General features: G+C 40.7%; 20 protein-coding genes and 1 other RNA gene. 9 read left to right on the top strand and 12 right to left on the bottom strand.

Translation table 11 applies throughout. The features are described from left to right. Positions 1 to 25: 25 nt before the first annotated feature. Positions 26 to 1,039 (bottom strand): porphobilinogen synthase, encoded by a 1,014-nt coding sequence (hemB, locus tag ACX1N5_RS09500; protein WP_116727427.1) that lies wholly within the window; start codon positions 1,037 to 1,039, stop codon positions 26 to 28. 97 nt (positions 1,040 to 1,136) lie between these two features. On the opposite strand from hemB, the gene ACX1N5_RS09505 reads away from it, so the two are divergent. The 3 genes from ACX1N5_RS09505 to ACX1N5_RS09515 all read left to right on the top strand — a co-directional run bounded on the left by ACX1N5_RS09505 (position 1,137) and on the right by ACX1N5_RS09515 (position 4,619). Beyond that, complete coding sequence (locus ACX1N5_RS09505) at positions 1,137 to 1,634, top strand: thioesterase family protein (protein ID WP_458801668.1); 498 nt, start codon at positions 1,137 to 1,139, stop codon at positions 1,632 to 1,634. Between the two features lie 300 nt (positions 1,635 to 1,934). Then, positions 1,935 to 3,086 (top strand): HlyD family efflux transporter periplasmic adaptor subunit, encoded by a 1,152-nt coding sequence (locus tag ACX1N5_RS09510; RefSeq protein ID WP_458801667.1) that lies wholly within the window; start codon positions 1,935 to 1,937, stop codon positions 3,084 to 3,086. 6 nt (positions 3,087 to 3,092) lie between these two features. Then, positions 3,093 to 4,619 carry a DHA2 family efflux MFS transporter permease subunit gene (locus tag ACX1N5_RS09515; protein WP_458801665.1) on the top strand — a complete coding sequence of 509 codons (1,527 nt, stop codon included), beginning with the start codon at positions 3,093 to 3,095 and terminating at the stop codon, positions 4,617 to 4,619. 33 nt (positions 4,620 to 4,652) lie between these two features. Here the strand turns inward: ACX1N5_RS09515 and glpK are convergent, their stop codons facing one another. Then, positions 4,653 to 6,140, bottom strand: coding sequence for a glycerol kinase GlpK (gene glpK, locus ACX1N5_RS09520; protein ID WP_458801664.1), 1,488 nt, complete (start codon positions 6,138 to 6,140; stop codon positions 4,653 to 4,655). Between the two features lie 137 nt (positions 6,141 to 6,277). Between glpK and ACX1N5_RS09525 the strand changes: the two genes are divergently transcribed. Continuing rightward, the gene (locus ACX1N5_RS09525) at positions 6,278 to 7,147 is read left to right on the top strand and encodes a D-hexose-6-phosphate mutarotase (protein WP_458801663.1); all 870 of its coding nucleotides are present in this window, start codon (positions 6,278 to 6,280) and stop codon (positions 7,145 to 7,147) included. A 473-nt stretch (positions 7,148 to 7,620) separates the two neighbouring features. On the opposite strand, the gene ACX1N5_RS09530 is transcribed toward ACX1N5_RS09525, so the two are convergent. Then, positions 7,621 to 7,839 carry a hypothetical protein gene (locus ACX1N5_RS09530; protein ID WP_458801662.1) on the bottom strand — a complete coding sequence of 73 codons (219 nt, stop codon included), beginning with the start codon at positions 7,837 to 7,839 and terminating at the stop codon, positions 7,621 to 7,623. Positions 7,840 to 8,313: 474 nt separating this feature from the next. Between ACX1N5_RS09530 and ACX1N5_RS09535 the strand changes: the two genes are divergently transcribed. After that, positions 8,314 to 8,925 carry a DUF805 domain-containing protein gene (locus ACX1N5_RS09535; RefSeq protein WP_004753915.1) on the top strand — a complete coding sequence of 204 codons (612 nt, stop codon included), beginning with the start codon at positions 8,314 to 8,316 and terminating at the stop codon, positions 8,923 to 8,925. Between the two features lie 1,260 nt (positions 8,926 to 10,185). Here the strand turns inward: ACX1N5_RS09535 and ACX1N5_RS09540 are convergent. From ACX1N5_RS09540 to ssrA, 5 genes are all read right to left on the bottom strand, one after another. Further along, complete coding sequence (locus ACX1N5_RS09540) at positions 10,186 to 10,668, bottom strand: hypothetical protein (RefSeq protein WP_458801661.1); 483 nt, start codon at positions 10,666 to 10,668, stop codon at positions 10,186 to 10,188. Then, on the bottom strand, positions 10,665 to 10,817 hold the full coding sequence (locus ACX1N5_RS09545) for a transcriptional regulator (RefSeq protein ID WP_458801660.1): 153 nt from the start codon (positions 10,815 to 10,817) through the stop codon (positions 10,665 to 10,667). Before ACX1N5_RS09545 ends, ACX1N5_RS09540 begins: the two co-directional genes overlap by 4 nt. 119 nt (positions 10,818 to 10,936) lie before the next feature. After that, a complete protein-coding gene (locus tag ACX1N5_RS09550) occupies positions 10,937 to 11,845 on the bottom strand; it encodes a DUF6387 family protein (RefSeq protein ID WP_458801659.1) in 909 nt (302 codons plus the stop codon). A 152-nt stretch (positions 11,846 to 11,997) separates the two neighbouring features. Next, the gene (locus tag ACX1N5_RS09555) at positions 11,998 to 13,224 is read right to left on the bottom strand and encodes a tyrosine-type recombinase/integrase (protein ID WP_458801658.1); all 1,227 of its coding nucleotides are present in this window, start codon (positions 13,222 to 13,224) and stop codon (positions 11,998 to 12,000) included. Positions 13,225 to 13,403: 179 nt separating this feature from the next. Further along, positions 13,404 to 13,762: a transfer-messenger RNA gene (gene ssrA, locus ACX1N5_RS09560) on the bottom strand. 314 nt (positions 13,763 to 14,076) lie between these two features. On the opposite strand from ssrA, the gene ACX1N5_RS09565 reads away from it, so the two are divergent. Genes ACX1N5_RS09565 through ACX1N5_RS09575 form a run of 3 tightly spaced genes read left to right on the top strand, consistent with a single transcriptional unit; the run spans position 14,077 to position 15,949 of the window. Further along, on the top strand, positions 14,077 to 14,877 hold the full coding sequence (locus tag ACX1N5_RS09565) for a TonB family protein (RefSeq protein ID WP_458801657.1): 801 nt from the start codon (positions 14,077 to 14,079) through the stop codon (positions 14,875 to 14,877). A gap of 35 nt (positions 14,878 to 14,912) precedes the next feature. Then, positions 14,913 to 15,545: a MotA/TolQ/ExbB proton channel family protein gene (locus ACX1N5_RS09570; protein ID WP_458801656.1), complete on the top strand. Its 633-nt coding sequence runs from the start codon at positions 14,913 to 14,915 to the stop codon at positions 15,543 to 15,545. Then, a complete protein-coding gene (locus ACX1N5_RS09575; RefSeq protein WP_458801655.1) occupies positions 15,545 to 15,949 on the top strand; it encodes an ExbD/TolR family protein in 405 nt (134 codons plus the stop codon). Before ACX1N5_RS09570 ends, ACX1N5_RS09575 begins: the two co-directional genes overlap by 1 nt. Before the next feature lie 40 nt (positions 15,950 to 15,989). On the opposite strand, the gene msrA is transcribed toward ACX1N5_RS09575, so the two are convergent. Together msrA and ACX1N5_RS09585 are read right to left on the bottom strand one after the other, a co-directional pair. After that, entirely contained in the window at positions 15,990 to 16,511 is a 522-nt protein-coding gene (gene msrA / locus ACX1N5_RS09580) for a peptide-methionine (S)-S-oxide reductase MsrA (protein ID WP_458801654.1), read from the bottom strand. Between the two features lie 28 nt (positions 16,512 to 16,539). Next, complete coding sequence (locus ACX1N5_RS09585) at positions 16,540 to 16,995, bottom strand: META domain-containing protein (protein ID WP_458801653.1); 456 nt, start codon at positions 16,993 to 16,995, stop codon at positions 16,540 to 16,542. A gap of 247 nt (positions 16,996 to 17,242) precedes the next feature. Here ACX1N5_RS09585 and ACX1N5_RS09590 point away from each other — a divergent pair, with 247 nt between their 5' ends. Then, the gene (locus ACX1N5_RS09590) at positions 17,243 to 18,007 is read left to right on the top strand and encodes an outer membrane protein (RefSeq protein WP_458801652.1); all 765 of its coding nucleotides are present in this window, start codon (positions 17,243 to 17,245) and stop codon (positions 18,005 to 18,007) included. A 63-nt stretch (positions 18,008 to 18,070) separates the two neighbouring features. Here the strand turns inward: ACX1N5_RS09590 and ACX1N5_RS09595 are convergent, their stop codons facing one another. Together ACX1N5_RS09595 and thyA are read right to left on the bottom strand one after the other, a co-directional pair. Beyond that, complete coding sequence (locus ACX1N5_RS09595; protein ID WP_458801651.1) at positions 18,071 to 18,583, bottom strand: dihydrofolate reductase; 513 nt, start codon at positions 18,581 to 18,583, stop codon at positions 18,071 to 18,073. Next, complete coding sequence (gene thyA / locus ACX1N5_RS09600; protein ID WP_458801650.1) at positions 18,580 to 19,422, bottom strand: thymidylate synthase; 843 nt, start codon at positions 19,420 to 19,422, stop codon at positions 18,580 to 18,582. Before thyA ends, ACX1N5_RS09595 begins: the two co-directional genes overlap by 4 nt. Positions 19,423 to 19,516: the final 94 nt, after the last annotated feature.

Raw genomic sequence — 19,516 nt, forward strand, 5'->3', positions numbered from 1 at the left:
CGCTCGATCTATCTAGGAAAACGAATTATTGCATTTCTTTGAGTTTTTGCGCAGCGACATCGGCAAAGTATGTCCAGATCCCGTCTGCACCTGCACGGCGGCAGCACAATAATGATTCTAGAATCACATTGTCACTGAGCCAGCCATTTTGAATCGCGCCTGCAAGCATGGCATATTCACCACTCACCTGATACACGAAGGTCGGAACACCGAAGGTATCTTTGACTTCACGCACGACATCTAGATATGGCAAACCTGGTTTGACAATCACCATGTCTGCACCTTCTTGCAAGTCTAGAGCAATTTCATGCAAGGCTTCAGCGCGGTTGCCGATATCCATTTGGTACGTGTATTTGTTGCCACCTTTTAAGTTGCTTGATGAACCCACAGCATCGCGAAATGGGCCATAAAAACTTGAGGCGTATTTTGCAGAGTACGCCATGATATTGGTATAAATGAAGTTATTTTGTTCGAGTGCCTGACGAATCGCGCCAATACGTCCGTCCATCATGTCACTCGGTGCAATCACATCAGCACCTGCTTCAGCGTGGCTGAGTGCCTGTTTAATCAGGCATTCTACGGTTTCATCATTTAAGACATAACCGTTTTCATCAATAATGCCGTCCTGACCATGCGTGGTATAAGGGTCAAGTGCGCCGTCAGTAATCAGCACCATTTCTGGTAATTCTTTTTTGAGTAAACGGCAGGTGTTTTGAACCACACCATCTTCACGCCACGCGGCTTCAGCAGTCAGGCTTTTGTCTTCTTGTGGTGTAACAGGGAACAGCGCCAGTTTAGACACTCCAAGCTCTAAAAGGCTTTCCGCTTTTTTCAACAGCAAATCAGCTGACAAACGCTGAATGTTTGGCATACTTGGAATGTCTTCACGCTGGTTTTGTCCTGGCAGTACAAATACAGGGTAAATCAGGTGGTGTGGGGTAATTTGAGTCTCACTGACCATCGCTCGAAGTTGATCATTCTTACGGATACGGCGCATACGGGTGGCAGGAAATGCAGGGCGATTGAACGTATAAGTCATAACAATCTCGATGTTCAGTATTAAACTTGGGGGCTATTGTAGCCCTATAATGAGGCGTTTGTACAAGAACATATCATCATTCAAGGAATAACTCAGCATGGGTCAAGCAAAAAAAACATGGACAGGGCAACTGGATATTTCATCTGAAAATCAGCTCTCTGCAGTCTTGCAGCAATTGTGTGATGCCTTTAACCATTCGCCTTTTTTACAACATAACGGGATTTGCATGCGGGTGGTGGATGATCAGATTCAAGGGCATTTGAATATGCAGCCAAACCTGATTGGCAATGTGGCTTATGAAATTTTACATGGCGGTGTGGCGGCCACCTTACTCGATAGCCTTGGCGGTGTGGTGGCAATGGCAGAATTATATAAGCGTGCCGATATTCAGCATCGAGAACAGGTACTTAAACAGATCGAACGTCTGGCAACACTGGATTTGAGGGTGGATTATCTGGCACCTGGTCGTGGGCAAGCATTTATTGCTCATGCAGAAGTCTTAAGAATGGGCAAAAAAAGTTGTACAATGAGAATGTCTATGCAAAATGACTGTTCAGTCACTATAGCGGTAGCAATCGCTTCTTATGCTTACTAAATAGATGAATATTAATAAATATTGATTAATATTAAAACTTTAGATTGTGTTTTTAGGTATTAGAAACCTCCTAAAATAAGGTGTTCTGTTGCACTTTGTACACGTTTTTACGAAAAAAACAATCTTGTATTTTTATAATCAAAATGTGATTTTTACCCGATATAACGAAGCAAACGATTCAAAAAATCAAGACTGGGTATAGTTCAAATACATTTCCTGAGCCGATTGGCGAAGCCTGTGCACAGCTGAGATGTATTTGAGGTGTTCTGATCACAGTTTGAGTTAATTTAGGAATATGTGATGACAGATGTCTCCAATAATACACCCGAGACCCAACCGCCAGAGTCAAATTCTGAACCAGCCATGAAAGCCAAACGCAAAAAAATGCTTGGCTTTTTGGCACTCATATTGGTTATTGCAGCGGTACTTTATGCAATTTGGGCCATTTTTTTCAATAATACGGTTAATACCGACAATGCCTATGTAGGCGCTGATACGGCTGAAATCACCTCAATGGTGACAGGGCAAGTCTCACAGGTTTTGGTACAAGATACCCAACAAGTGCATAAAGGCGATATTTTGGTACAGGTCGATCAGCGTGATGCCAAAATTGCACTCGCACAGGCAGAAGCGGCATTGGCAAAAGCCAAACGTCAATACCATCAGACCCAAGCCAACAGCAGCTCGTTAAATTCACAAATTTTTGTGAGTAGTGACAGCATTAGCAGTGCGCAGGCACAGGTTGTCAAAGCACAGGCAGATTATGACAATGCACGTCAAGAGTTAGCTCGTCGTCAGGCACTTGAGCAAACAGGTGCAATTTCCAAAGAAGAACTGACATCGTCACAAAGTGCAGCAAAAACTGCACTGGCAGCGTTAAATGTTGCCAAAGCAGCGGTGTCACAAGCCGAATCAAGTCGTAAAGCGGCACAAAGTAACTTAGCTGCCAATGAAGCCTTGATTACGGGGGCAAGTGAAAACACCGCACCTGATATTTTGACTGCACAAGCCCAAGTCCAACAGGCATTGCTTGACTTGGAACGCACGTTGATCCGTGCACCAGTCGATGGTGTGGTGACCAGCCGTAATATTCAGGTCGGGCAGCGGGTTGCACCAGGCACTGTGCTGATGAGTGTCGTGCCTATTTCACAGCTGTATGTTGATGCCAACTTTAAAGAAAGTCAGCTTGCCAAAGTCCGTATCGGGCAAACCGCAACGCTTACCTCTGACTTGTATGGAAAAAGTGTGGTCTATCATGGCAAAGTCATGGGCTTTTCGGGTGGAACGGGTTCAGCATTTGCCTTGATTCCTGCGCAGAATGCGACAGGTAACTGGATTAAGGTGGTACAGCGTTTACCTGTACGTATTGCACTTGATCCAAAAGAACTAGCCGCGCATCCACTACGTGTCGGTTTGTCGATGAATGCTGATGTTGACCTCAGTGCGAAGTAATTGCTTATGAAAAATGCCACTCCTTTTGCTGAGTTGACAGGAGGGCGATTACTGCTGGCAGCATTTGTAATCGCGCTGTCAAACTTTATGGTGGTGCTTGATACCACCATTGCCAATGTCTCAGTCACCCATATTAGTGGTGACTTGGCAATTTCAACCTCGCAAGGCACATGGGTGATTACGTCCTATGCAGTTGCTGAAGCAATCTGCGTGCCGTTAACAGGCTGGCTGGCTGGGCGTTTTGGCTCGGTACGGATTTTCGTTGCTTGTCTGATCGGGTTTACCGTATTTTCCTTACTGTGTGGTTTGTCCAACAGTCTTGAAATGCTGGTGTTTTGCCGAATTGGGCAGGGGCTGTTTGGCGGCCCGCTCATGCCAATTAGCCAAGCTTTGCTGATGCGTATTTTCCCACCTGAAAAGCATGCCCAAGCCATGGGGCTATGGGCAATGACCACCGTGGTGGGGCCGATTTTGGGGCCAATTTTAGGGGGCTGGATCAGTGACAATCTGACATGGCACTGGATTTTCTTTATTAATTTACCTGTCGGGATTATTTGTGCACTTGCTGCGATTCGAATACTCAAACCTGCGGAAACCCCAACGACACAGTTAAAAATAGATGGGATGGGCTTGGGATTACTGATTCTTTGGATTGCTGCCTTACAGTTGATGCTCGATCTGGGGCATGACCGTGACTGGTTCAATAACGGCATGATTGTGGTGTTGGGATTGATCGCAGCGATTGGTTTTGTGGTGTTCCTGATCTGGGAATATACCGATAAGCACCCTGTAGTGGATATTCGGATTTTCAGGCATCGGGGTTTTTCAATTGCAACCTTGACACTGGCGTTTGGTTTTGCCGCTTTCTTTGGCAGTATTGTGATTATTCCGCAGTGGCTACAAAGCAACATGGGTTATAACGCCACGTGGGCAGGTTATCTGACCGCAATGATGGGCTTTGGGAGTTTGACCATGTCGCCGATTGTGGCAAAACTTGCCAGCAAGTTTGATGCGCGACTACTGGCATCCTTTGGTTTTGTGCTGATGAGTGGCGTAACCTTGCTGCGGGCTTTCTGGAACAATGAAGCGGACTTTATGGCACTGGCATTACCACAGATTATTCAGGGTTTTGCTGTCCCATTTTTCTTTATTCCATTGTCTAATCTGGCACTAGGTTCAGTGTTACCGCAAGAAATTGCATCGGCAGCAGGGTTGATGAACTTTGTACGAACCATGGCAGGTGCATTGGGAACTTCATTAGCAGTGACCATTTGGGATGATCATAGCAAGATTGCCCGTAGTGAAATGGTATCTAACTTACATCCGGAAGGAACGGTACGAGCACTTGAAGCCAGTGGTATGAGTCATTCAACCATTGTGGGCACCATTGCGAATTTAGTCGATAAAGAAGCTTCAACCATTTCGGTCAATCATGTATTTTTAATTTTTACCTTGGTCTTTTTGGTCGGGGCAATTTTGATTTGGTTTAGCCCGCGTGCTAAAGGCAATGTCGAGGGTGGGCATGCTCATTAAAAGAAGCCAGTCATTCGACTGGCTTCTTTTATTTTAATTTAAATCTGAACGTGCACGTTGTAAGGCCCGATGCCACTGTTGTAGCTGGCTCTGGCGCTGATCTACTGAGATTTTTGGCTCAAAGCAACGATCAAGTTGCCAAGACTGGGCAATTTCCCCGACATGGGCAAACACGCCAATTTTCATGCCTGCCATAGCCGCTGCTCCCCATGCAGTGGCTTCACGCATTTTCGGGCGCATTACAGGGACATTGAGAATATCTGCCTGAAATTGCATCAGCATGTCGTTTTGACTTGCACCACCATCAACTCGTAATTCTTTTAAGGGTTGAGATAAATCCAATTGCATTGCTGTAAAAACATCAGCCACTTGAAAGGCGATTGCTTCTAGGGCAGCGCGAGCGATGTGGGCTTTGGTGGTGCCACGCGACATACCACACAGTAATGCACGTGCATCACTGTCCCAATAGGGCGCGCCCAACCCTGTAAAGGCAGGTACTAGCACAACGCCATCGGTGTCTTTGACCTGAGATGCCAGTTTTTCCACTTCTTGGCTGCTTTTAATGATGCCCAAGCCATCACGTAGCCATTGCACAATAGCACCTGCCATAAATACACTGCCTTCGAGAGCATAGTGAGTTTTATTGTTGCAGGTCCACCCCAGTGTGCTGAGTAGCTGATTGTGGCTGTATTGCAGTTGGTTGCCTGTATTGAACAGCATAAAACAGCCTGTACCATAGGTGTTTTTTGCCATCCCTGCTTCAAAACAGGATTGTCCAAACAATGCAGCTTGCTGATCACCTAAAATCCCTGCAATCGGGATATTGCTGCCGAGTAGACCTTGTGCAGTATCGGCAATATAGGCATCAGAATGGATAATTTTGGGTAAAACACTGGCAGGAATATCAAACAGTTCAATTAGCTCTTCATCCCAGATTTGGTGACTGAGGTTCATGAGCATGGTGCGTGATGCATTGCTGACTTCAATCACATGTTCTGCACCTTGGGTCAGATTCCATACCAGCCAGCTGTCAATCGTGCCAAATGCTACATGCCCTTGCTGTGCCAGTTGGCGTAAACCATCAACATTTTCTAATAACCATACTAGCTTGCCTGCACTAAAATACGGGTCAATTTGAAGGCCGGTTTTTTTGTGAATTTTTTCAGATAACTGTTGTTGAATTAACTGGTTACACCATGCAGTAGCACGGCGGTCTTGCCAGACTAATGCGGGTGCGAGCGGTCTACCTGTACGTTTGTCCCAAACTACAGTGGTTTCGCGTTGATTAGTAACACCGAGTGCCCGAATATCTTTAGCAAGAATCTGAGCTGAAGCCAAAGCTTGCTGTACCACGGCAATTTGAGTGGACCAGATTTCATTGGCATCTTGTTCGACCCAGCCCGAGTGGGGTGTCTGAATGGAAATTTCACGTTGTGCGATGGCATGAACTTGCCCAAGTTCATCAAAAATAATCGCACGGCTTGAGGTTGTTCCCTGATCGAGTGCAAGTAAGTAGCTCATTAACAAAACCATCGTATCGTAGGGGGATAATAAAAATACTAGCTTAACCCTATAAAGAAAGATATCTGCCTGATGTTTGCAAATCGGGAGAGATCAATTAAGCTTTAACGTGATTTAAAATAAATTGTTATCATCAGATGCATACGATAAAAAAACTTAAGTTGAATCAACAATTCACAGATTTGGATGTCCTTGAAATTGATAGTCCATCTTGTCGTGCTTGCATTGCCTTGCAGGGGGCGCAAATTTTACAGTATCAGCCAAAACATCGCGCGAACTCACTGCTTTGGTTATCTAAAGCCAATACAGGACAGGTGGGTAAAGCATTGCGTGGCGGCATTCCGCTATGTTTCCCGTGGTTTGGCGCGCATCCGCAAGGGCTACAACCTGCGCACGGTTTTGCTCGTAACCAGATTTGGGAATTGCAAAACGTGAGTTATGACGAAACTCAAGCCATTCACCATGTTGATTTTATTTTACAGGACTCGCCTGAAACGCGGAAAATCTGGTCACATGCCTTCCGTTTGAAATTGCGAATTTCTTGTGGGATATCTTTAAATCTGGACTTACAGGTCGAAAATATCGGGTTGCAGGCCTTTGAATTTAGTTTTGCTTGGCATAGTTATTTTCAGGTTGATCAGATTCGGCAGACTGAAATTCATGGTTTGCAAAATGCTGAATTTATGGATCAATTACAAAGTAATCAGCGCTTTTGTGAAGCAGATGCTGTGACCTTTCAACAAGAAACTGATCGAATTTATCCGAAAGCATCAGGTCATTATCAAATTGTACAAGCACATGCTCAGCCAATTCAGATTGCTGCACCTCGCTGTGCCAGTGTGGTGGTCTGGAATCCGTGGCAAGACAAAGCGAAGCGTTTGGGTGATATTGCTGAGGGCGACTGGCAGCATTTTGTCTGTGTAGAATGTGGGCAGATTGCCAGTGAAACTGTACAATTGGCGGCAGGTTCAAAAGTAGATTACCAGCTAAAAATGACAGATATATAAATAGAGAAAAGCTCACTGGTAAGAGTGAGCTTTGGCATGAATTTTTTGCGCTGAATTCATGTGAGACAAGGTGTTAAAAAACACTCAAGTTTGCGCGATTATAAAAGCCTCTAGAACTCAAGAAAACTCTATTGGTATGACACACTATCCTATTTTTTGATCTATTGCGGGTGTTTTTTAGACAAAAAACTTACCGTATTCATATAGCCAATATGTCCCTGATTCTAAGATTTCTGGGTCATTTACTGTTTGGATATGCTTTAAAATCGACCAGTCTGATAGAAACACTTATCGTATTTATGTCATTTGTGGTGGCAATTTTTGCTCTGACTAAAGTGGTGGAATATTTGATTGCAATGGGTCGGATAGGGGGCTGATTTTTAACTGTCTAGTCGGATGCTTAAAAGTAGAGTTATAAAACTTTGATCTATAAGTAGATTATCCTCTCTCATAGATCAACATTCTAATGGGAGTTAAAATGATCCAAGTGGATCGCTTTCATAAATTTTGTTGGCAATTGTCGTCACACATTTCATATAGAGAAAAGGAAAAATCATCAGAACCAAAAAAGCTAAAAAGCTGTGGTCATAATAGTCTTTTAAAAATAAAGCTGTACTGATGCTCAAGATAATCATACTGACCAGACCTACTTTCAAAAAAGTATCTTGGTTTTTTGGGAAAATTTTTTTCATAGCAGATGACCCTCTAGAAAATGTCGGCGATAATTAAAGCAAATTTCTAGGAATTTTTAATCAAGAAAATGTAACCTAATGCAAATAAACCAGAAAAACCTGAAAAGGAAATAATCATTTTAAGGGCTTATTTTTATAATAGATAAATCATAACTTGAAAGTATTTAACTGTTTTATATATAGATTTTATTAAGTTTTTTTTATAAAAAAACAATCAGCCTTGCCTAAACGATTTTATATAAAATCGAATATTTCTAGATTTGCTGTGTGATTGATTGAAAAGTCATACATTGATACATTAAATAGATGAGATTTGTTTGTGATAAAAGAGCATTCAAACTCAACCAAAAAGAAAAAGACTAGCCATCCTGTAACATATTGTTTTAAATGGATTGGATAGAAAAACTATATATTTTTTGTGTACATACTTCATTTAACTAACCATAACGATCTCAATAGACAGAGAGTATAAATATGAAAGGTACGTTGCTCGATTTTAGCATTCAATATAATGAAGGCATAATAAACGGTGAGGATAATAAACGCTATAGTTTTATTGGTGCAGAATGGAAAGAACAGATCGCCCCTGTTCGAGGGCAGCAGGTTGATTTTTTGGTCAATGAACTTGGTCAAGCTGTGGGAGTTTATTTGGCAACACTTGGAACGCCATTTCAACAGTCACCTGTATTTCAGGAAGGCAATGCACAGTTACAAGAAGAACAAAATTATGGTTTTTTTGATTGGGCAATGAAATGCTTAAAAAATTATACCAATTTCTCAGGTCGTGCTCGACGTAAGGAATACTGGTATTTTTATCTATTCCAGATTTTATTGGGTTTTATTTTAGGGCTGATTTTGGCGATTATTGGGCTCAGTGAAAGCCAGATGAATATTTTTACAGGGCTTTTAAACTTATTTTTCTTTTTGCCAGCGCTTGCCGTTGGAGTGCGTCGTTTACACGATGTTGACCGTTCAGGCTGGTGGATGTTGATTGCTTTTACCATTATTGGTTTGATTCCACTGTTTATTTGGATGGTAAGTGAAACCAAACCTGAGCGTAATCAATGGGGAAGCCCCGCGAAATAAAGACTCTTTAGAAATAGAAATCTTTTCTCGGTTAAAAAAGTAGTCATTTATTTGGCTATTTTCTACGATATAAACTTTATATTATTCTTCAACAGATAGATCATGAAAGTTAAACAGTGATACAAAAAGCCTAGCCAATTGTAGTTTATTATTTATACTCTCTAAAAGAATGAAGATTTATGTGAGTGTTAAAAATTGGTGCAAAATAAAGTCAAAAAAATTGCAAAATAAACCGAAAATTTATACATGCCACCATACAAGACTACAAGCTATAAGAAACTGCATATAACGTGATATACAGGCATAAAAAAATCCTAAATCATTGAGATTTAAGCTTAATTTACTTATATAACGTCATGTTATGGTCAATTGAACTCGACTTATAAGTTATTGAATATAATAGATATGTTTAGGGTGGTAATTGCTTGGGATACAAACTGGGATACAAATTACTTGCTGTTAGGCTGTTTTTAACTTTTCTCTCTGCCTTCTGATTTAAGCAACAATATTTTTTTTGATCATTTAAAAACATTACTGGATTTAAAATCCGAAATTCGGCTGTTATCAATTGTTATGGTTTGGTGATAACTACACTAAAAGGGTAGTTTGAAATTTAAACAATTCAATATCCTCATTTTGAGGATGTGCAATTATCGCTGTCTCGCGCGCGCATTTTCTTGATTCTGCATCATTACAACATCGGTCTGTTGTGTAATTTCCTAGCCTCAAATTGAGGGCGGTTATAACTGAACGAAATTTTTCGCTGTGCTTTTTTATGGACTCTGAAAATTCAGAAAGAATGCAGATAGAAAGATTACGAAAAATAACGGTTTCATGTGCGCAGTGATGTGCACACCCAAAAGCATGTTTTAGGATTGGTACGCACTGCCAAGTACGCAGCTTGGTACGCATGGAAACGCCTCTTTCATGGGGTTGTTTTCTCAAAATTAGACATGAAGCAAATTTGCGTCATGTTTTGGTCAAAAACTGTCTTTCATAGGATTGTTTCACAAATGGCAATTACTAGGCTAAAACACGCTTTCATAGGGTGAGTTTCGCAAAATCAGGTTTCAAAGGAAAACGGCGTTATTTTTGCTAATTTCTCTCTTTCATAGGGTTGTTTCGCAAATCAACATTTTCAGCCTGGGACAGCGCAATTTTGCGCTAAGCTGCTCCATAAATTTGTGGTTCAGGTATTAAGTTGAGCCCCATTTTTATGGGACTCAAATATAACCTTATTAACTTAACCGCCGCCTATCGTTAAAAAGACGATGGGAAAGGCATGGTTAGGTATGGGTTAACGCCTGTACTTGCTGGTAGGCGCATTACACCGTTGGTTTGATACTTGGTGACTGCTTGAGCGATTGGCTTGGTATCCAGGTTAATAGTGGTATGCACTTGAATTGGTTGAGAGTGTCGTGTGGCAACAGGGGCTGCTTTTCCATACTTCTCATTGGCTGCAACCGCGTCTACTGCTGGACCATATCCAAACGCTGCCAAACGCTTGGCAATCGTTTCGCCTAGCCAACCATCAAACTTTTGCCCGGTCTCTGTGTGCATGTAGGCTTCACGTATTCCCGTGCCAATTCCGTAGCCTACCCCCAGTGCTGCTGTAACCCCAGTGAGCCACTTGGCTAGTCCACCAATCTGAAGCATCGCTGCTGCAACGCCTGTAAGCTTAGAAGGCAAGCCAAATATCGAGCCACCCACTAGCGCAAAGGCTCGCGCTGTACCGCTAATCATAAGCGCCAATACACAGGACTTTGACGATTTGAGCCTTGTTTGTAAGGCTTCGGAAAAGCAGGGTCTTTTTGCACAAGTTGGCGCAAAGCATCACGTTTAATGCTTAAAAGTTCACATGCTTGATTGTATGTAATTCGGATAGGTTGCATTTATAAGCCCTCATACATTGGTATATGGGGCTTAGTATGTTTTTGATTTTTATTGATTTGAAGGAATTGGTCTGCTCTGTTTAAATCCTGAATAATTTAAGGCTAAATTTTTACGGAAACTATTGATCAAAAATTTTTCCGATTTTATCAAACTCGCTATAAGCTAAATATGCTAAAGCATCAATTATGGAAATTTCAGAAATTTCATCACTACCATTAAAAGTAGTTTGCTCAAGAATTTTTTTTCTAATAGGCTCAACACTTTTTCGTAAATTATCCTCTCCATACTCTCCCTTAGGGTAAAGTGTGGAACAAATAACAGCGTTAGTAATTTTCACTCCCTCATATAATTCAAATAATTTTAGATCAAAATATGGAAGTAACTTGTAAGATGCCCAATTCAATAAATCCTTTTGCGAGATAGCTTTATTTTTTTTATCAAAGCCTATTTTTTCTCTAATTTTAATTAGTAATTTTTGCAATTCTTTAATAATTACATCATCGGGATAGAATGGGTTAATTGTTATAGGGTAATCAGTCAAGCATACATTAATACCTATTGATGAGTTGATAACGTCCGCTACTGGTCTATAAGGTTTTTCATCATTCCATTCTTTAAATTTCCCCCCTGTATATTCAACAAAATTCTGCATTTTACTAAATTCATCTTCATAAAGTTCTGATACTGGTAAATTCTTTCTCATAAATGAATAGTGGTCAGACGTAGAAACATCAATAACAATATTTTTACCATTATGTTTGGTGTAATTAACAACTAAATCTAGGCTTAAAGGATTCTCAAGATGAGTTTTGATAATTTGAGAAATTGCCTCATCTTCCTCATCTTCTGATAATTCATTTTTTGGAATAAATGAAGTAGATAATCCATTTTCAAGTAAGTCATGTAATAAAAAACGAGTTTGGAATAGGAAAAACCAATCAAATGCTGATAATTTATCCATATCTGAGTATTTATCTATATTAAAGATTGATGGTAATTCATCTGTAGATTTAATTATTTTTCTCAATTTCTATGCCTCCCACAGCATCCCCAAAAAGTTACTAGGTCAACATATTGGGTATATGCTTTCGGATGCCTCCTAGACCTAGCACACTCAATATAAACAATATTTATTCATATTGCCGCATATTCAGCTAATAAGTGCGACTAATCTTGTCGTTATGCTTTCTTAAATTGAATGACTGTATCATCTGCCAATTGCTCTAAATGGTCGGCGTACCATTGCATTAAATGCTTACGGTCATTTAGATACTGAGCTTTGTTATATACGCCTGCCACGCCGTCTTTAACGTGGGCTAAAGCTGCCTCGATGTGCCTTTCATCAAAGCCCTTGTTATTGAGCAAGGTACTGGCAATGTGTCTAAAGCCATGAGGGGTTTGTCTCCCTTCATAACCTAAGCGCCGTAATGCCATGATGAAAACCGTATCTGATTTGGGTTTATTCTGATTAGATCGGCTCGGAAAGAGGTATTCAGATTCACCACGAATGGACTTTAATTCATTGAGCAAATTTACTGCTTGAGTTGGTAATGGAATGACATGTTCACGGCGTTTCTTCATCCGTTCTTCGGGAATATTCCAAAGCCCCTCATCAAGATCAAACTCATGCCATTGAGCCTCTCTTAATTCACTAGGGCGACAAAATAACATCGTAAGCAGTTTTAAGCCGATACGAATATCGGGAGTAGGGTAGTTGTCTATGGCTCTCAATAATGGCGGTAGCTCTTTTTCATCAACATGAGCCATATTCTCTTTTTTGCCTGAATCTAGGAATTTATGCAGCCCCTCAAGTGGGTTGTAATCAATTCTGCCTGTCACCTTTGCATAATCGTAAATATCTCGGCACATAGTGCGAATACGTTTCACCTGTTCATAGATTTTTTGTTCTTGTTGGATACCTTTTAAATGTTCCATCCATTCAATTGGGCGAATGGATACAAAGAGCCGTTTACCGAAAGTAGGGTAGATATGCTTTTCTAATGCACCCCTGTTTCGGGTCATGGTATCGGCAACCCATGTATTTTGTTTGGTGTCTATCCATTCTCTAGCCAGTGCCTCAAAGGTGGCATTATTTTCTTCGAGTTCTTTGGCTTTGCGCTCTTGCTTGGTGATGATTGGATTTTCGCCCTTGCCAATATCGGCAATTAATTCTTGGGCTTTCTTGCGTGCCAGTTGTCCGCCTATTTCAGGATAGCCCCCGATGCCTAGCCATGACCATTTACCATTGGGCTTCTTGTATCTGAGTTGCCATGACTTATTGCCATCGGGTTTTACACGAAAATATAGACCGTTGCCGTCTAGCTCTCGATATTCTGTTTGTTCTGCTTCTAGGTTGCCTAGAACAGTGTCGGATAATGGACGGCGTTTTATTTCGGTACGCTTCATTGTCTTGTATCCCTGTCGTTTCAATTTTTTATCAAGGATACACGCTGGGATACATGGTGAGCAATACTATATACAGTTATGATTAGTTATATACAGGCAAGAAAAAAGGCTTAAACCCTTTAGATTTAAGCCTTTCCAACTTATACATCGTCATATTACGGCATATAAATTTAAGTATATGGTGGAGATGGCGGGAGTTGAACCCGCGTCCGCCAGCATTACGCTCGAGAATACTACATGCTTAGATATCGTCTATTGTTTTAGCATTAAGTGACCCGACGAACAGGGTACAAAACGCGATCCTCTTAGTTTGGTATAAAGCCCCGAGGCTTGACTTTATACGGACTTGTGTGCGTGCGCTTCAGTCGGACTCTCTAACCACAAGTATTCGGAGAGGCGGACAAGCTGCCCTTAGGCAGCTAGAGCGTATGATTCGTCGTTTGCGACTAAAAAATGCAAATTTTATTTACGAGAGAAAATGCGCTCTCGGCATGCATCTATGAGTTTCATCACCAGCGTCGAAGCCAAGAACATCCCCATAATGATCTTGGGATTATAACATAACAATCGAGGAACTGATAATTTTTATTATATTCAGCCATCCTTGCATAATGATCAATACTCGATTTATTGCAGGAATTGATTGGAAAAATGATAATTATGTTATAATATAACAAATATTAAGTGATTTTTATTGTCAAATTTTTATGGTTTATTAGAGACGAATAAATTATGAAAAGAGGTTGAAAATGAAAACACTTCTCATTTATCATATTGAGACTTAATCGTTCAACTCGATAGTTGTGATTTATCTATCAAGATAGGTCATACGCCACAGGTTATAGTTGTGTTATGAGTCATTCTCCTGCATTGAATTTAGATCCTCACCTAAGTGATCGTATGAAAAAGAAAATACTTGCGACATTTATTGCCGTTGTGGTTGGACATGTCGGCGTATTTTGGGCGTTGGGTCAAATGAAAATTCAGGAGTTAAAGCCAGCTCATAAACAACCACTACAAGTACGTTTTGTTAAAATTCAACAACCTTCCAAGCCATTGCCTCCAAAACCAAAAGAAAAGCCAAAACCACAGGAAAAACCAAAAGAGGCCAAGGAAGTCAAAATTGTTGAAAAACAGCTGCCTCCACCACCTAAAAAAGTTGAAAAAATTCAACAGGTCAAGGCTCAAGCACCAAAACAGGCTGTAGAGCAACCTGTTGTGAAAGCTCCACCTGCACCTGTAGTCACCACGACAAAATCTACCATTACTAAACCAGCACAACAGTCTGCACCACAACCTGTTGCACCTCAGCCCAGCACTCCTGCTGCTGATCCATCACCAAAAACGGTGAGTATTGGGGGAGGTTCTGGTGTTGAATGGAAATATGGGACAGATAGGATTACACGTGGCTTAAATGAAGTTGTAGAAGATTTTTTAAATAGTAATACTGACGATAACCTAAAAGGTACTTTTGTCATAAAGCTAAGAATACATGCAACGGCAAAAGGTACGATCACTGATGTTGAAATTATGAAGTCATCAGGAAATAGTAAGTTGGATCAAATGGTGAAACGCTATATTTCAAGACAGAGCTTTAAGCCTTATGCGCATGATTTTATTGCACCTCAACCTTTTGCATTAAATCTGAATTAAATTTACGGCTAATTTATGGAATCAGGAGTTCGAGCATGAACTTTTCAATCTACTGGCAAAATGCCGATGCAGTAAGTAAAACGCTGTATTTCGTACTCATTGTAATGTCGATTACAACGTGGACGGTTTTTGCCTTACGTTTAATGGGTACACGTCACCTTAAACAACAAGCCTATGCTCAACTCGAACAAGCGTTGACCAAGCTTAAAGCTAAACTTGCACCTTTGGCATTTGATCAGCGTAAGGCAGTTGCTGAACAAGCTTTACTGCGTCAAATTTCTGAAGAAAAAACTTCAGCAGAAAAAGGCGTTGCTGTTTTGGGGACGATTGCTTCAATCGCACCATTTGTAGGACTATTTGGTACAGTTTGGGGAATTTTTCACGCGTTAGCGGCTGTTGGTCGTAGTGGGCAAGCTGGTTTGGCACAGGTTGCAACGCCAGTCGGTGAAGCATTGATCATGACAGGGCTAGGGTTGGGGGTTGCGATTCCTGCAGTACTTGCCTATAACATCTGTGTTCGTGCTAACCGCTCTTTAGCACATGCGCTACAAGATAAAGCTCATACTTTGCTGATTGACACCATGTTGCAACAAGATTCTGCGGCACAAGGTAATACTGCAAATGCTGCTAAAGCAGCTCAACAGAATTATGCTGGAGGTCAAGCATAATGGCTTTTCAATTGGGTGAAGATCACGATGCTGGCATGAATGAGATGAACCTCATTCCGCTAATCGATATTATGCTGGTGTTGATGATTATTTTCTTGGTGACGGCAACCGTTGCGAATCCATCGATTCCTTTGACTTTACCCAAGACCGCAGCGCAAATTACTACACCTCCACCACAGGCAATTACCATCAGTATTAATGCTAAAGGTGAGGTGGCGTGGAATGATCAGATGATCAGTTTAGATGATTTATCTCAGCGTTTTCATGCTGCAGGTCAACAAGCACAAAAACCAACTGTACAATTACGTGCCGATAAAGAATCACGCTACGATACAGTAGCGCAAGTCATGTCACGTGCAAGCGAAGCTGGGCTGAGTGATATTGCTTTCGTCAGTGAAAACTAAATCATACTGAGATAAAAAAGCGACATTTAAGTCGCTTTTTTTATGCTTTGAGCAAACTTTGAAACTTACTGCGTAATTTATTTAACTTTGGGGGAATAGCAAAATTGCAGTAGCCTTGACTTGGATTTTTAGCATAGTAGTTTTGATGATAATCTTCCGCAGCATAGAAAACTGGTGCGGCCGTTAATTCGGTTACCACTTGCACACCTTCTGCTTTGAGCTCATCAATAAACTGTTTAGCCTGCTGTTTTTGCTCATTATTATAGTAGTAAATCACTGAACGATATTGTGTGCCAATATCATTGCCCTGACGGTTTAATGTAGTTGGATCATGTGTTGCAAAAAAGACAGTCAATAAATCAGTGTAGCGAACTTGTTCTTCATCAAAGTCAATTTTTACAACTTCTGCATGTCCAGTATTACCACTGCATACCGCTTCATAGCTCGGTTCAACGAGATGACCACCTGCATAACCACTGGTTACCTGTATAACACCACGTAACTGTAAAAAAACGGCTTCTACACACCAGAAGCAGCCACCACCAAATAACGCCTGTTGCATATCTAGATCCTTAAATGAACTTAAAAAATTAGTGATTTTGAGAATGTAATTCCATAATCACATGGTTAGATTGATCTTTTAATTTTAAGATTTGTTTTTCTACACTAAAGCTTGTCACTTTTGCTAATCCCAAATGAAATTGATCACTGATTTGCATATTGCCTACACACATCATTCTAGTTGATGCCAGAGGGCCTAAGTGTAAATTATTGCCTTGCAACTGATAACTCCCAAAAATTCGGTTACAACCATCGTTACCTCTGACCTGTTGGCTATTTGCATCAAAATTTAAAGAAGGTTGATGAGTTAGTTCATCAGCAGAGAGAGCATGCCCTTGAATATGCGTGACCTGCCAAATCACTTGCTTTGCTTGAAGTTCTTGCTGTTGTTGTAAAATACTTGCTGAAGATTGGTAAGGTAAGCTTGAACATGCTGAAATGACGCCCAAACCGATAAAAAGAGTCAATAAAATAAGTTTTTTCATTACGGTAGTTTAATCCTATTTAAGCTATTTTTTTAAGTATATTTTTTAAAAATGCGACTAAAAAGTATTATATGAGATGAATTATGTTTATAAAAAGTAAAATGTGACACATGTCTTATAATTTACATTTCACATGAATTATTTACAAAATCCTTAAAAAGTGTGATTTATGTGTTGATTTGTATCGTTTTGTTATAATAGACTGGATTTTATTCAAAACAAAGATCTTAAAAAAGGAATGATTTTTATGAAAAAAAGTACAATTTTGATTGGGGCATTAGCTGCAGCAATTTCTGTTCCTGCTTTAGCAGCGGATGGTGTGTTAAAAGATGCATATGTATCTGCAAAAATTGGGGCAAACATCACGGATTTAGATCCAAATCACCTAACTTTTGACCAGCCTTATTTTGGTGGGAATGGTTCTTATAAATTATCAAATGATAAACAAACTTTGGCATCTGGTTCTGTAGCATTTGGTTGGAATTTAGACCCAAGTTTACACGTGCCTGTTCGTACAGAACTTGAATATTCAGCGCAACAAGATCATCAATTTGATAGTAAATATGTATTTGGAAGCAGTCCCTTTGCTACTATTTATCTTAAAGATGCGGTTAAGCTTCAACAACAGTCATTTATGTGGAATACTTATGTTGACTGGAAAAATACAACCAAATTCACGCCTTATTTTGCAGTTGGTGTAGGTGCAACGCGTATTCATACAAAGGATACACTTTCTGTGAATCAGGATTGGAATGAGGTTGGTGTTAGTGGCTCTTGGCAACAAAATATTGCTAAAACTTCAAAAACAGACATAAATTTTGCATGGTCAGTGGGTGTAGGTACTTCTTACGCAATTACTCCAAACCTAGCAGCTGATTTTTCTTATAAGTATATCGATTCTGGAAAATTAAAGCTTAATTATACTGCTAATACTTTTTTTAATGGAAATTCTGAATCAAGTTATAATTTACGTGCTCACAACCTTGCACTTGGTCTACGTTACTCATTCTAATTTGAGTTTGTAGCATCTAGAAGTAAAAGAGGAACAAATTGATTTGTTCCTCTTTTTTTTTGCTTATTTGGTATAAGTTGCAAACTCAAAAGCAACACCCGATTGTTCATCGATATGCTTTTCACTACTTATCTTGTGAAACTCGCTTGGAATTTCAGGGTAGTAGGCATCACCTTGTACATCAAGCTCAACATGGGTTAACTCCAAACGATCTGCAATTTGCATGGTTTGCGCAAAAATTTCCCCGCCACCAATCACAAAAATGCTTTCAGGTTTTTCACTTGCAGCTACGTCAGATAGCGCTTGAGCAAGTGCATCTTCGATGTTATGCGCTACTTTGACCTTGTCAAAAGACCATGATGTATCGCGGGTAATCACCCAGTTCACACGTTTGGGTAATGCGCGTCCCATGGACTCAAGGGTTTTACGCCCCATCACGACCACACCACCTTGAGTAATGGCTTTAAAGTGCTTTAAATCTGCAGAAATATGCCAAGGTAGGGCATTGCCTTTACCAATACAGCGTTGTTGATCCATCGCCACCACGTGGACGATTTCGATTCCTTGAAAACTCATACAGCCACCGGTGCTTTAATTGCAGAATGTGATTGATAATTAATAATTTCGATATCTTCAAATTTGAATTCAAAAATATCTTGAACGTCAGGGTTGAGCTTAAGCTGGCACAGTGGTAATGGTTCACGTGTTAACTGTAGGCGAGCTTGTTCAAAATGGTTGGCATATAAATGGGTGTCACCACCTGTCCAGATAAAGTCACCGACACCTAGACCACAGACTTGAGCCACCATATGGGTCAGTAGGGCATAGCTGGCAATATTAAATGGCACGCCCAAGAATACATCGGCACTACGCTGATACAATTGGCAAGACAGTTTGCCATTTTGTACAAAGAACTGGAACAATGTGTGACATGGCGGTAAAGCGACTTGTCCAGCTTCTTGTGGATTCCAGCCCGAAACAATCAGACGACGCGAATTTGGATTGGTTTTGATTTCGTTAATTAACCACTGAATTTGGTCAAAGCCATCTTTCTGGTAGCTGCCATCAGCATTTTTGCTGGCGCCAAAGTTACGCCATTGGTGTCCGTATACAGGGCCAAGTTCACCTTCAGGGCGACCAAAATGTGCGGTTTGTTCTGCGGTTGCCCATTCATCCCAAATGGTGACTTTGTTGTCTTGTAAGTACTGGACGTTGGTATCACCTTTTAAAAACCATAACAATTCAATCGCAATCGAGCGGAAATGAACTTTTTTGGTGGTCAGTAAGGGAAAACCTTGATTGAGGTCAAAACGCATTTGATGACCAAATACAGAACGCGTCCCTGTCCCTGTACGGTCGCCTTTGTCGCCGCCGTTGTCCAGAATGTGCTGTAGTAGATCAAGATACGCTTTCATAAAATTCCTATAGAGCTGAAATGTTACGACCTGATGTGTCGTACTGTGGCAGGTTGAGGATTTTACCCTAATATAGAACCTTGAATCATGTTTT

It is taken from the genome of Acinetobacter sp. ANC 4636 (genome assembly GCF_054454555.1).

Coding starts and splice junctions, on each gene's coding strand:
- hemB (WP_116727427.1), bottom strand. CDS start 1,039: ATGACTTATACGTTCAATCGCCCTGCATTTCCTGCCACCCGTATGCGC.
- ACX1N5_RS09505 (WP_458801668.1), top strand. CDS start 1,137: ATGGGTCAAGCAAAAAAAACATGGACAGGGCAACTGGATATTTCATCT.
- ACX1N5_RS09510 (WP_458801667.1), top strand. CDS start 1,935: ATGACAGATGTCTCCAATAATACACCCGAGACCCAACCGCCAGAGTCA.
- ACX1N5_RS09515 (WP_458801665.1), top strand. CDS start 3,093: ATGAAAAATGCCACTCCTTTTGCTGAGTTGACAGGAGGGCGATTACTG.
- glpK (WP_458801664.1), bottom strand. CDS start 6,140: ATGAGCTACTTACTTGCACTCGATCAGGGAACAACCTCAAGCCGTGCG.
- ACX1N5_RS09525 (WP_458801663.1), top strand. CDS start 6,278: ATGCATACGATAAAAAAACTTAAGTTGAATCAACAATTCACAGATTTG.
- ACX1N5_RS09530 (WP_458801662.1), bottom strand. CDS start 7,839: ATGAAAAAAATTTTCCCAAAAAACCAAGATACTTTTTTGAAAGTAGGT.
- ACX1N5_RS09535 (WP_004753915.1), top strand. CDS start 8,314: ATGAAAGGTACGTTGCTCGATTTTAGCATTCAATATAATGAAGGCATA.
- ACX1N5_RS09540 (WP_458801661.1), bottom strand. CDS start 10,668: ATGATTAGCGGTACAGCGCGAGCCTTTGCGCTAGTGGGTGGCTCGATA.
- ACX1N5_RS09545 (WP_458801660.1), bottom strand. CDS start 10,817: ATGCAACCTATCCGAATTACATACAATCAAGCATGTGAACTTTTAAGC.
- ACX1N5_RS09555 (WP_458801658.1), bottom strand. CDS start 13,224: ATGAAGCGTACCGAAATAAAACGCCGTCCATTATCCGACACTGTTCTA.
- ACX1N5_RS09565 (WP_458801657.1), top strand. CDS start 14,077: ATGAGTCATTCTCCTGCATTGAATTTAGATCCTCACCTAAGTGATCGT.
- ACX1N5_RS09570 (WP_458801656.1), top strand. CDS start 14,913: ATGAACTTTTCAATCTACTGGCAAAATGCCGATGCAGTAAGTAAAACG.
- ACX1N5_RS09575 (WP_458801655.1), top strand. CDS start 15,545: ATGGCTTTTCAATTGGGTGAAGATCACGATGCTGGCATGAATGAGATG.
- msrA (WP_458801654.1), bottom strand. CDS start 16,511: ATGCAACAGGCGTTATTTGGTGGTGGCTGCTTCTGGTGTGTAGAAGCC.
- ACX1N5_RS09585 (WP_458801653.1), bottom strand. CDS start 16,995: ATGAAAAAACTTATTTTATTGACTCTTTTTATCGGTTTGGGCGTCATT.
- ACX1N5_RS09590 (WP_458801652.1), top strand. CDS start 17,243: ATGAAAAAAAGTACAATTTTGATTGGGGCATTAGCTGCAGCAATTTCT.
- ACX1N5_RS09595 (WP_458801651.1), bottom strand. CDS start 18,583: ATGAGTTTTCAAGGAATCGAAATCGTCCACGTGGTGGCGATGGATCAA.
- thyA (WP_458801650.1), bottom strand. CDS start 19,422: ATGAAAGCGTATCTTGATCTACTACAGCACATTCTGGACAACGGCGGC.